The organism is Gimesia sp. (genome assembly GCF_040219335.1).
In the GTDB taxonomy this organism is placed as follows: domain Bacteria; phylum Planctomycetota; class Planctomycetia; order Planctomycetales; family Planctomycetaceae; genus Gimesia.
This window is the reverse complement of the sequence record NZ_JAVJSQ010000012.1, coordinates 203,358-215,276: the sequence shown is the minus strand read 5'-3', so window position 1 is coordinate 215,276 and position 11,919 is coordinate 203,358. Positions and strand designations below refer to the sequence as shown.

The 11,919-nt window shown below is 52.2% G+C and carries 10 protein-coding genes; 8 read left to right on the top strand and 2 right to left on the bottom strand.

All coding sequences use genetic code 11. The features are described from left to right. The first annotated feature begins 150 nt into the window (after window positions 1-150). The 4 genes from RID21_RS11330 (at window position 151) to RID21_RS11315 (ending at window position 3,496) form a co-directional block, all read left to right on the top strand. Window positions 151-510: a GYF domain-containing protein gene (locus RID21_RS11330; protein WP_350188987.1), complete on the top strand. Its 360-nt coding sequence runs from the start codon at window positions 151-153 to the stop codon at window positions 508-510. 273 nt (window positions 511-783) lie between these two features. After that, window positions 784-1,506 (top strand): DUF1559 family PulG-like putative transporter, encoded by a 723-nt coding sequence (locus RID21_RS11325; RefSeq protein WP_350188985.1) that lies wholly within the window; start codon window positions 784-786, stop codon window positions 1,504-1,506. Window positions 1,507-1,614: 108 nt separating this feature from the next. Then, window positions 1,615-2,541, top strand: coding sequence for a DUF1559 family PulG-like putative transporter (locus RID21_RS11320; protein ID WP_350188983.1), 927 nt, complete (start codon window positions 1,615-1,617; stop codon window positions 2,539-2,541). A gap of 19 nt (window positions 2,542-2,560) precedes the next feature. Beyond that, a complete protein-coding gene (locus tag RID21_RS11315; RefSeq protein WP_350188981.1) occupies window positions 2,561-3,496 on the top strand; it encodes a DUF1559 family PulG-like putative transporter in 936 nt (311 codons plus the stop codon). Here RID21_RS11315 and RID21_RS11310 read toward each other — a convergent pair. Next, window positions 3,493-4,251 (bottom strand): phosphorylase family protein, encoded by a 759-nt coding sequence (locus tag RID21_RS11310; RefSeq protein WP_350188979.1) that lies wholly within the window; start codon window positions 4,249-4,251, stop codon window positions 3,493-3,495. The two genes, RID21_RS11315 and RID21_RS11310, sit on opposite strands and share 4 nt — an antisense overlap. Continuing rightward, window positions 4,248-5,333 (bottom strand): 3-phosphoserine/phosphohydroxythreonine transaminase, encoded by a 1,086-nt coding sequence (gene serC / locus RID21_RS11305; protein WP_350188977.1) that lies wholly within the window; start codon window positions 5,331-5,333, stop codon window positions 4,248-4,250. The genes RID21_RS11310 and serC overlap by 4 nt, the downstream gene beginning before the upstream one ends. A gap of 264 nt (window positions 5,334-5,597) precedes the next feature. On the opposite strand from serC, the gene RID21_RS11300 reads away from it, so the two are divergent. The 4 genes from RID21_RS11300 (at window position 5,598) to RID21_RS11285 (ending at window position 11,917) form a co-directional block, all read left to right on the top strand. Further along, window positions 5,598-6,614 (top strand): ribose-phosphate diphosphokinase, encoded by a 1,017-nt coding sequence (locus tag RID21_RS11300; RefSeq protein ID WP_350188975.1) that lies wholly within the window; start codon window positions 5,598-5,600, stop codon window positions 6,612-6,614. A 42-nt stretch (window positions 6,615-6,656) separates the two neighbouring features. Then, on the top strand, window positions 6,657-9,257 hold the full coding sequence (gene mutS / locus RID21_RS11295) for a DNA mismatch repair protein MutS (RefSeq protein ID WP_350188973.1): 2,601 nt from the start codon (window positions 6,657-6,659) through the stop codon (window positions 9,255-9,257). A 128-nt stretch (window positions 9,258-9,385) separates the two neighbouring features. Beyond that, window positions 9,386-9,784, top strand: a complete 399-nt coding sequence (locus RID21_RS11290; RefSeq protein ID WP_350188971.1) for a hypothetical protein — start codon at window positions 9,386-9,388, stop codon at window positions 9,782-9,784. Window positions 9,785-9,940: 156 nt separating this feature from the next. Further along, window positions 9,941-11,917 (top strand): glycosyltransferase family protein, encoded by a 1,977-nt coding sequence (locus RID21_RS11285; protein WP_350188969.1) that lies wholly within the window; start codon window positions 9,941-9,943, stop codon window positions 11,915-11,917. Window positions 11,918-11,919: the final 2 nt, after the last annotated feature.

Sequence of the window (11,919 nt, the reverse complement as noted above, 5' to 3'; positions counted from 1 at the left end):
CATACTAACAGATCCCACCGTGAACCTCATGTAATCTGAACAGGTTCTCTGGCAGTTGTGATCAGCTTCTCATGTCTGACTGTACTCATCCCCCAGACACATGTATACTCAGAGAATTGAAAAAGTAAGACGCTCACAAGGAAAAACAGGATGGCAAGTCTATATGTGACCTGTGGAACCGAAACTGAAGGTCCCTTGACCCGGCAGGCGCTGAAAGAACTCGCATCGCAGGGAAAAATCTCTCCCCGGGACCAGATTCGCGAGGGAATGTCAGGCACGGGAATCCAGGCACGCGAGATCCCCGGACTGTTACCAACCCTCAAGAAGTCCAGTGTTCCGTCTCGTCCCCGAGGCAGGAAATCAAGAGAGCGGGTACACGATCTGGACCTCGAATCCAGCCCGCTACTGACGATCGAGCAGAAAGAATGGATCGTCATTATCTGTGGTTCGATCTTTATGGGCAGCCTGCTGCTGATTCCCCTGATCCAGGCTCTCGTAAACCTGTTTTAGTTTCTACTGAGCCTATGCAACGTTGAAGCCTGCCTTTTAACTACGTTTCAGATCAGCTCTCTGTGAGCTTTAAATCTATTGTATGACCAGCATTTAAAATGCAGAGTGAGATATTCCATTATGAATTCACAGCCCAATCCCAATTCAGGAACTGTCGAATCGACAAATCAGTTTACCCCCTCGTCCCGGAGCCTGATGACCATACTGGGCGGATGTCTGTTTTCCATCTTGCTGTTGTTGTTTCTGTTCCAGAATATACTGGATTTGCCGTTGATGAAACAAAATGGATCAACTCAGCAGGATGACACCCACAAAGTCCCCCCCGCTAACGTGGTCTCCACACGTACTCAACCGGAAGCCCCCACCTTCTTCCTGGACAGAATGGTGGTCGCCACCAACCGGTCTGATTCCAAGAAAAATCTGAGACAAATCAACCGTGCAGTCATCGATTACTACAAAGATCGATACCGGTACCCGCCACACGCCATGTTCAAAGAATCGGTCCATCCTAATCATGGCTGGCAGACTGCAATTCTCCCCTTTCTGGGTGAATCTGAGTTGTACTCAAAAATTAAACTGAAGCTGCGTTGGACACATCCCGTTAACTACAATCGCTTTCAGCAACAGGTTCCGGTTTATCTAAATCCGCTGATCACAGAAAAAGTCACACCAGATGGTCTGGCATTATCGCATTATGTAGGCAATCGACTTCTGCTCAGAGACGACATTCCCAGAACCTATGAAAGTATCTCAGACGGACCGCAAAATACCATTCTGGCCGTGGAACGAGGTAATGACTTTCAGGCCTGGGGAGACCCGACTTCCCTGGAAGATCCGCAGAAGATTATCGGACCGGATAAAGTTTCCTCATTCGCCGATGGAAATCAGGCCCTGATGTGTGATGGATCCGTACGCTTAATTTCCAAAGACATCGATCCTGCTATTCTCAAAGCACTGAGCACTCCATCCAGTGCCGATTCGACTGGCGATTTCTAATCATCTGTCCCCAAGCTAAAACAGCAAACAAAGTCTCCTCTGTACCCCAAGCCAGCTGCCGGGTATGCTGGACGAATATCAATACCATTTCCATAAGGAATTCAGCACATGGCAAACTGGTACGTAAAGCGTGGCTCTGAAACCGCTGGCCCTTTAACTCAGCAGCGTCTCAAGGAACTGGCTACTGAGGGACGCATCAAGGACACAGACCTCATCCGCAAGGGTGAAGACGGCTCGTTCATCGAAGCACACCAGATCCCCGGCCTGTTACCGGACGAGGATTTTGAAACGGTTTCCTCCTCCCGCGAGCCAGCAACAAAAAATAATAAATCAATGCTGTTTATCATCGCCGTGCTGGGGGGAGGTGGAATTCTGGTTGTGCTCGTCCTGATGGCATTACTGCTGCCGGCCATCCTGTCGGCACGTGACGCCGCCCGCCGATCACACTCAAAAAATAACCTGAAGATGATCGCAATTGGCATCCACAATTACCACGATACTCACAGTGTATTTCCACCTGGAGGAACAGCCCGCACCGATGGTACTCCCTACCACAGCTGGCAGACCTATATTCTGCCTTTCGTAGACAACGCACCGCTCTACAATCGAGTCGATTTTAATGAACCCTGGTCTGCCCCACAAAATCAGACTCTGTTTCAGTTGGAGCTACCAGTCTACCTGAACCCACAGATCGAGGATAAATATACCCCTGCTGGTCTGGCATTATCACATTATATGGCTAATGAAAAAGCGTTAAACGAAAACAGTCACCTGCGGATCCGGAACATCACAGATGGCACTTCGAATACCATACTCGCATTTGAAGCGGGAGATAATTTCAAAGCCTGGGGAGATCCCACGAATTTTGGTAATCCCGTCGACTATATTGGCTCAGGTGCGAAATCCGCGTTCCGCGGCGGCAGCCACGTCATGCTGGGAGACGGCGCCGTGCGCTTCGTTTCAGAAAACATTGATCCCGGTGTTCTGGAAGCGTTGAGTACCCCTGCTGGCGGTGAAATTGTGGGAGAATTTTAATTCATACTGAAAGAGTTCCATGGCTGACTGGTACCTGAAACGTAACGAGCAAATCACGGGACCGTACAGTAAACAGGAACTGCACGAGTGGTACACTACAGGCAGGCTTATTACGACTGATCTGATACGAGAGGGAGAGACCGGTTATTTCATCCCGGCAGGTGAGATCCCCGGTTTCTTACGGGAACTGCAAGCTGAAAGAATTCAGCAAATTCATTTTGCCAGTCTACCATCCAGCAGAAAACGGCTTCCCCTGCTCCCGATCATCGCGATCCTGATCGGTCTTCCCTGCCTGGTGTTCTTTATTCTGATCAGTTTCAATGTCATTCACATTGAGCAGACCAGGGGGGAAGCACGACGTTCACGATCAAAGTATAATCTGAAACAGATCGGTGCTGCACTCCTGCAGTACCATGACGCCCATCAAACATTCCCTCCAGGAGCAATCATCGCTGAAGACGATACCCCCCGGCACAGTTGGCAGTCCTTAATTCTGCCCTATCTGGATCAGCGGGGACTATACCAACAGATTGATTTCGAGCTCCCCTGGAACGCCCCTTACAATCAGCGGGTATTTCAGCAACAGGTTCCTCAATACCAGGCTGACTGGATCGAAGAAAAATCTTCTCCGGAAGGCTATGCTTTATCACATTATGTAGGAAATGAAAAGTTATTGAAAAACAATCAGGGCTTCCGCCTCAGGGAGATCACTGATGGCGTGTCCAATACGATCGCTGCTGTGGAACGGGGAGTTCCCTATCAGCCATGGGGCAATCCGACCAATCTTGCTAATCCAACTGAAATCATTGGACCAGGTAATAAAACATTGTTCCCTGGTGGGAATCACGTACTGTTCTGCGATGGACGAGTTCAGTTTATCTCCAAAGACATCGACCCCGCAATTCTCAAAGCACTGAGCACACCCGACGGCGGTGAGACCATCATTGATTACTAATGACGGGCATCGTAGAGTTGCACAACCACGCCTTCCAGAAAACTGGCCAGGCGAGTAGCAGCACGAGACGCATCACCGCGCATCTTCCACATCTCTTTGATGCTTTCCGGACGCTTGAAGACAGCTCCCAGCGCAGCGCCCGCACGAACGGCGCCCGTCTCTCCTAAAATTGAGAGCACCTCTTTAGGCAAGTCCGTTGAGCAGTCATCACTGATCACCCGGATCGCCATGAATCCCCGTTGTTGAGCGTGACAGACCTGGGCCACCGCGAGGCTTTCCAGATCGACGGCCAGCGCATCATACTCCGCGGCCAGTTTCTGTTTCTCCTCAACGGTCCGGACGATTTCGTCAGCATTGAGAACCCGGCCCACATAGAGCCCGTTCTCCGGATCTTCCGGAAAATGGACGTCGTTCGTCAGCTCCTGTCCATGCAGATCACAGATCGACGTCGCGACCACGATATCCCCCACCCGCATCCCGGACTGCAGAGCGCCCGAGAAACCAATGGAAAGAACCCATGGTGGAGAGTGTGCGTCGATCAATGCCTGGGTCGCAGCCCGGGCGCGGGCAAAGCCCACTCCCGTCTGCACCACAGCAACTTTGATTCGATCCAGGAAACCACCCCGAAACACATACGAACCGCCGGTGTACTTTTTGAGGTGCTCGCAGCGGTCCAGAAACGGCTGGACCTCCATCGGCAGAGCACAAACCAGCCCTATATCCGCATGTGCTTTATCGTCCTGGGGTTGATTCAAGAGGCGTGTTCCTGTTCGAATTGACTCATCGTTTCAATTAACTTATCGACGCCCGCTTCCGGGAATGCATTGTAAATGCTGGCACGCATGCCGCCGACACTGCGGTGTCCTTTCAGACCATCCAGACCTGCTGCGGTCGCCTGGGCAATGAATTTCGCATCCAGGTCGGCATCGCCGGTTACGAAGGTGACGTTCATCAGCGAACGGTCTTTCTTCGCCGCAGTCGGCTTGAACAGCTTGCTCTGATCCAGGTAGTCATACAGCTTACCGGCTTTCGCCTGGTTCTTCTCCTGCATGACCGACAATCCGCCCTGGTCTTTCAGCCACTGCAGGACCTGCCCCAGGATATAAATCCCGAAAGTCGGCGGAGTATTATACATCGAACCGGCTTCGGAATGGGTCCGATACTGCAGCATTGTCGGAATGTCGCTGGGCCCCTGCGCGATCAGATCATCGCGAATGATCACAAGCGTCACACCGCTGGGTCCCAGGTTTTTCTGAGCACCGGCATAGACGATTCCGTATTTGGTAATATCCAGCGGACGGGAAAAGATATCGCTGCTGGCATCGCAAATCAGAGGTGCATCGCCGGGAACTTGAGGCTCACTGGCGAATTCGGTTCCGTAGATGGTGTTGTTTGAGGTGAAGTGCACATAAGCTGGCTTGTCACTGTAGTTGACTTCTTCCGGGATATAGGAGAAGTTCTGATCTTCACTGCTGCAGGCGACATTCACGTTACCGAACATCTTGGCTTCTTTAACCGCTTTTTTCGACCAGGAACCGGTCACGAGGTAGTCAGCAGTCTGATCCTTGGAGAGAAAGTTCATGGGAATCGTGAAGAACTGGGTGGAAGCGCCCCCCTGGACAAACAGGACTTTATAATTATCGGGCACCGCAGCCACTTCGCGGCAGAGGGCTTCAGCAGCTTCATACACCGCGAGGAAGGCTTTGCTGCGATGGGAGTGCTCCAGAATTCCGATACCGGTATCGCCCAGAGAGATCAGATCTTTCTGAGCCTGTTCGAGAACGGGTAACGGGAGGGCTGCAGGTCCTGCAGAAAAGTTGTAAATTCTTTCTGTCATTTTAGATATCTCAATATCGTTTGCGGGCGAAATTCGGTGGTTTCCCCCTGAGTAACCGGTGTGGTGTCAATAATACCGACGAGACTCTCACTCTTGGAACCATCCTTGAGGATAATCGCAGGCGTTCGCTTGTTTTGCCATTCAGCATCGATATTATGGAGTCTGCATTTCTTCGTGAATGGAGCGAAGCCAAATATTCAAGAATTCCCGGGAATAGTCGTGTTTCAGGCATGTAATTGCCCCGTTTGATTGATCTGTTATTTAATGTCACAATCTCCCAACCCATTATCCAGAGGGCCCCGCGTCCAGCCTTTCCAACCTCCCCAGGGCGACCTGACCATCATGGCCGGTTCCGGCAATCCGTTGCTCGCAAAAGCAATCGCTGATGAGTTAGGGATCCATCTGACACCTTGTGAAGCACACAAGTTCAGCGAGGGCAATATTTTTGTCCGGATCCTCGAGAATGTCCGGGGCCGCGATGCCTACATCATCCAGGGTGTCCATTCTCCGGTTAATGACAACTTCGTTGAACTTCTGTTCTGGATCGATGCCCTCAAGCGGGCCAGTGCCCAGCAAATTACAGCGGTCATCCCGTTCTTCAGTTATGCCAAGGGAGACAAGAAAGACGAACCCCGCGTATCCATCAGGGCGCGGGTCTGTGCTGACGCCATCGAAGTGGCGGGGGCCGACCGTGTTCTGACCATGGATCTGCACAGTCCCCAAATCCAGGGATTCTTCAGTGTCCCCGTAGATCATCTGTACGGACGACATGTCATCAGCGATCACATCCGCAAACTCAAAATTGAGGACCTGGTCGTCTGCAGTCCCGATGTTGGTTTCGCAAAAGAAGCCTCTGATTTTGCGAAACTACTGGGGGCACCGGTTGTCATCGGTAACAAAATGCGTAAAGATCACTCCGAAACGGTCGAGATGCTGGAAGTCATTGGAGAGGTGGCGGGGAAAAACGTCATTCTTGTCGACGATTTCACGATCACCGGTCGCACCCTGATCAGCATGGCTGAACTGCTGAAAAACAAAGGTGCCAAAGACATCTACGCTGCGGTCACACATGGGGTTTTATCCAGAGGGGCGGCCGAACGAATTGGTCAGAGTCCTTTGAAAAAGATGTTCATGACCAATACCATTGAGTCACAGATCGATCCCCTGCCGGATAACATTGAACTCATCTCGGTTGCCCACTCATTTGCTGCTGCAATCCGGTCCATTCATGACCGTACCAGCGTCAGCACTCTGTTTCCGGAAAAGCGACCAAAAAAGTAATTCCGAATTGTAATAGCTCACTGTCAGAGAAAATCAGGACGCATGGCAAAAACAGGCAAGAAGCTGACCCCGATGATGGAGCGGTATCTGGAAGTCAAACACCAGAATCCGGGAACACTGTTATTGTTTCGGATGGGTGACTTCTATGAGCTGTTTTACGAAGACGCGGAAATCGCTGCCCGCATTCTGGGAATCACACTCACCAGTCGCGATAAAAATTCCAGTAATCCGATTCCCATGGCCGGGTTCCCCCATCACTCGCTGGACAGCTATCTCTACAAACTGATCCACGCCGGCTATCGGGCCTCCATCTGCGATCAGGTAGAAGACCCCAAAAAAGCAAAGGGGATGGTCAAGCGCGAAGTCACCCGTGTGATTACACCGGGGACCCTTACAGACGACGCCCTGCTCGACCCGCATGAAAACAACTTTCTGGCCAGCATCTATTTTGGCAAAAGTGATATCGGCCTGGCCTGGCTGGAACTTTCAACCGGGCGTTTCCTTACGTCCAATACAACGGCAGAACATCTGGTCGATGAACTCGCGCGCATTCACCCTGCTGAGTGCATCTTTGCCGAAGGGAACACAGCGCTTCAGAACGCCATTAGTCACCTGGATACGATGCTGACGGAACGCCCCTCCTGGACGTTTGCTGAAGATGAATGTGAAAAGCTCCTGCTCTCACATTTCGGTACCAAAACCCTGGAAGGCTTCAACCTGGAACAGGGGACCCCCGCCATCACTGCTGCCGGTGCACTGCTGGAATACGTTCAGGAAACTCAGCGAAGTGCCATTCCGCATATCAACCAGATCGAACCGTACGAACGGGGCGATCGTCTGCTGATCGACGAAGCAACCCGCCGCAGCCTGGAACTGACCCGAACGATCCGCGAAGGAAAACGGGAAGGCAGTCTGATTTCCGTCCTGGACGAGACCGTGACCTCCATGGGGGCCCGCCTGCTCAACGACTGGATCGCCAACCCCCTCACCAGTCTGGATGAAATCCAGAAACGCCACGATTCTGTCGAAGAAATCTCACAAAATCCGGTGCTCTGCAACGATGTACGGGAACAACTCTCGAAAACTTATGATCTGCAACGTCTGACTGCCCGAATTGCTACGGGGCGTGCGAGTGCCCGGGACCTCAGCTTCCTGGCACAAACCCTGGCATTATTACCGAAACTCAAGGCGAAGCTTTCCGGACGCAAAGCAGAACTGCTGCAGTCCCTCGAAGCGGGAATCGATCTCTGTGCAGAAGTCCGCAATGAGATTGAAACCATGATCGTCGAAGATCCACCTCTGACACTCAATGAAGGGGGTGTCATCCGCTCAGGCTTCAGCGATGAGTTGGACGAACTGCGTTCGCTCTCTAAAGGGGGCAAGGAATGGATCGCCAGTTATCGGAATGAAGAATCGGAGCGGGTCGGCATTCCCCATCTCAAAGTCGGCTATAACAAAGTCTTCGGCTATTACCTGGAAGTCTCAGCGGCCCACGCGGACAAAGTCCCCGAACACTACATCCGCAAACAGACACTGAAAAATCAGGAACGCTATATCACTCCTGAACTCAAGGAGTACGAAGAAAAAGTACTCAAAGCAGAAGAACGGGCGATTGAACTCGAACAGACCATGTTCGACACGCTTAGGGAAAAGGTTGCGAAAGAAGCCACTCGTACCCAGCGAACAGCGGAAGTACTGGCCCAGATCGACGTCCTGTTCGGTCTCGCGCACCTGGCAACACACGCCGGTTACACGCGTCCCGAAATGACCACTGACCCGGTACTCGATATTCGCGAGAGTCGGCACCCCGTGCTGGATCGCCTGCAGCCTTCGGGCGAATTCGTCCCAAACGACGTCCTGCTGGGTGAACCTTACGGCCGGGTCCAGATTATCACCGGACCGAACATGGCAGGTAAGAGTACCTATATCCGTCAGGCAGCCCTGTTGACTCTCATGTCACAAATCGGCTCGTTCATCCCCGCCAGTGAAGCACGCATCGGGATTGCTGATCGCATATTCGCTCGCGTTGGTGCTAGTGATGAGTTGAGTAAGGGCCAGAGTACATTCATGGTCGAAATGACAGAAGCCGCGCGCATCTTGAATTCCGCAAGCGACCGAAGCCTGGTCATCCTGGATGAGATCGGGCGGGGGACGAGTACCTACGATGGGATTTCCCTGGCCTGGTCCATGACCGAATTTTTACACGACCAACTCAAAGCGAGAACTCTGTTCGCAACCCACTATCACGAACTGACCGAGCTGACACAGACACTTAAGCAGGCCAGTAACTGGAATGTGGCCGTTCATGAACAGGATGGTGAAATCGTCTTTTTGCATAAAATTATCGAAGGATCGGCCAACAAGAGCTACGGCATCCATGTCGCCCGACTGGCAGGGATCCCCGATCAGGTCATTCAACGGGCCAACCAGATTCTGGCAACCCTGGAAAAAGACCACTTCGATGACAGTGGCCAGACTACAATCCCGCCCCGCAAACAGAAGAAATCGGTGCATCAACAACTCTCTCTGTTTGGAAATGCCCCCCATCCGGTACTGGATGAAATCAGAGATCTGAATGTAGATGAAATGACCCCTTTGGCGGCTCTGGAAGAACTCTACCGCATCCGCGAGCAACTGAACTGATTGTCAGTTTTTTCGAATTATCCTGGTAATTGCAGTTGAACACAAAAATTCACGTGTACACAATAATATACACGTGGCCCCCATGGGGGCGGTTTACAATTTCCTGTTGTTTAACGAGGGGGAAAGTCATGTTGAAACAGCATGCTTTGAAAATGATTGCCTTTTTGTCCACAGTGATCGCATTCACCATCTGTACGGCCGACTCTATTCCGGCTCAGCAAAAGGAGGGCGAGACTGCAAAGCCCGCCGCTAAAAAAACGGAAGGCACAAAGGCTCCTGCCAAACGGAAAGTCCGCTTACCCAATCACTATGGAAAGCTGAATCTCACGGACGACCAGCGCGAGAAGATTTATAAAATACAGAAAGACTATAAAGCCCAGATCGATAGTCTTAAAAAACAACTCGCTGAAATCGATGCGAAAAAAGATGCCGAGTGTGCGGAAGTTCTCTCAACCTCACAGAAATCGATTCTGGGAGAAATCCTCGCTCAGATCGAGAAAAAGAAGGCCGCTAAAAAGAAAAACTGAGATCTGTCTCTGTTCCCTGAAAAAGGCGTGGTCTACTCGGAGATCACGCCTTTCTTTTTTCCAATCGGCACAGCTATACTCTCTTTAAGGAATAGAAGTCTATGATTTTCCTTTGAACTCGCAGCAGGTTCCAATCCGCAGAAATCAATACGATTCATGAATTCGAAACAGCAACCTTCCTCCCAGCCCGGCTCGGGAGCGGATACAACGTCTGCCTCCCCCTCCCGCTGGATCCCGCTGATCCATCTGTTCTTCCTGGTCGCATTATTCTCCTTACTTGCCCCCTACGAATGGAACCGGGTTGAATCAGAGAATCTGCAACTCCCCTGGCTCTCCCGCTTCTTTCTGTACGTGAATGTCGACACGACTCCTTATTTCATACTGCTGCTGTTTAGCCCTCTCTGCTGGTGGCTGCCACTCCCCCTCCACTGGGGATTCTTCTCCCGGGTCCTGCGTCCCCGGCTCTCCCAGTCATGGGTCGATAAAAAGCGCAGCGACAAACAATGGGACTGGTTCGCCATTTCGATCAGTCTGCTCCTGGCTTTGACTTCACTTTTTATTAGCGGCTGGACCGCGGACCATATCGTGAATGCCGAACGAGAACTCACTCTCGGCGACCTTCCCCCGGCGTATCACGATGAATATAGCTACCTTTTTCAGGCCGAAACCTTACTGGCGGGACGGACTTCATTTCCCAGTCATCCGGAGGCACCGGAACTGTTCGACCAGGTTCATGTCCTCAACGAAGGGAACATGGCCAGCCGCTATTTCCCAGGTACGGGACTCTGGCTGGCCCCGTTCCTTGCCTGGGGACATCCTTATTGGGGGTACTGGCTCGCGGGTGCGGTTACCACGTTCTTTTTCTTCTGGGCGGGACGAGAACTCGGAGGGAATGGCGTCGGCTTACTGGGTAGCCTGATCATCGCGTTCTCCCCGGGCATGGCGATCTTCAGTAACCTGCTTCTGGCCCATCATCCGACGCTGGTCGGACTGTCTCTGTTTCTCTGGGCTTACCTGCGCATGCAGCGAACCAGTTCGTTGGGAGACGCATTGCTGGCAGGGGTCGGGCTCAGTTTCGCGATGCTCTGCCGCCCCATGACAGCGGCTGGTTTTGCCCTGCCGTTTGGAATCTGGCAGGCAGTTCAACTGGTTCGCTGGTACCTTCAAAGATGTAAGAAAACAGAATCAGAAAGCTCGTCTCGGCAAATCTGGTTGCCTGTGGCGGGACTGGCGCTGCCCCTGGCTTGCGGGTTAATCTGTCTGTTTCTGTATAATCAGTCAATCACCAGTAGCGGCTGGAAGATGCCCTATCAGCTCTATACCGATATCTACACCCCTCGGCACGTGTATGGATTCAATAATGTCATCCGGGGAGAACAGAAACTGGGGCCCAAGGTCCTGGATAATTACGACAAGTGGGCCGAAAACCTGACGCCGGCTCTGGCTGTCCAGAATGTACAGAACCGATTCCTGGCCAGCCTGCAGTGGACGCTGGGAATTATCCCTCTCTCCCTCGCTGCGCTGGTTTTTGTACTGACCGAATGGAAACAGTGGTCCCGCTGGTGGCTGGTATTCGCCTCCATCATATCACTGCACATTGTCCACATCCCCTACTGGTATGATGGCATCATGCACTGGCATTACGTATTCGAAACCGGCCCGCTCTGGGCGCTGATTTTTGCCCGCGCCACGCAGACGCTGTTTCGGATCTGGGAAAAAATCGACCGCCCCCTGATGAGCGTTCTCTGGCTGGCCATGATGCTGGCCGCCTTCCTGACTAACCTGACGGTCCTGCCCCCACTCTGGGGAGTCTCCAAGCTGGAAATCATCGTGAGTAATGTTGCCTTCTCACGCCTCAAACATTTCCAGTTTCAGCAGATGCTGGATCATCACCCGCAAATCATACGTCCCGCGTTGATGCTCATCGCCCACGATCCGCATGACCGACACATCGACTATGTCATCAACCCACCCGACCTCAAGCAACAGGAGATCCTGACCGGTCGTTATCTTCCCGATCAGTATCCCCCTGCCCGCGTGCAGCAAATCTTCCCGCAACGCACGCTCTATCTATTCGATGCAAAACAGAATCGGCTCAGCAGATGGAATGGTACCTTCTGGGAGCCGATCTGATC

Coding starts and splice junctions, on each gene's coding strand:
- RID21_RS11285 (WP_350188969.1), top strand. CDS start 9,941: ATGAATTCGAAACAGCAACCTTCCTCCCAGCCCGGCTCGGGAGCGGAT.
- serC (WP_350188977.1), bottom strand. CDS start 5,333: ATGACAGAAAGAATTTACAACTTTTCTGCAGGACCTGCAGCCCTCCCG.
- RID21_RS11290 (WP_350188971.1), top strand. CDS start 9,386: ATGTTGAAACAGCATGCTTTGAAAATGATTGCCTTTTTGTCCACAGTG.
- RID21_RS11330 (WP_350188987.1), top strand. CDS start 151: ATGGCAAGTCTATATGTGACCTGTGGAACCGAAACTGAAGGTCCCTTG.
- mutS (WP_350188973.1), top strand. CDS start 6,657: ATGGCAAAAACAGGCAAGAAGCTGACCCCGATGATGGAGCGGTATCTG.
- RID21_RS11300 (WP_350188975.1), top strand. CDS start 5,598: ATGTCACAATCTCCCAACCCATTATCCAGAGGGCCCCGCGTCCAGCCT.
- RID21_RS11320 (WP_350188983.1), top strand. CDS start 1,615: ATGGCAAACTGGTACGTAAAGCGTGGCTCTGAAACCGCTGGCCCTTTA.
- RID21_RS11315 (WP_350188981.1), top strand. CDS start 2,561: ATGGCTGACTGGTACCTGAAACGTAACGAGCAAATCACGGGACCGTAC.
- RID21_RS11325 (WP_350188985.1), top strand. CDS start 784: ATGAAACAAAATGGATCAACTCAGCAGGATGACACCCACAAAGTCCCC.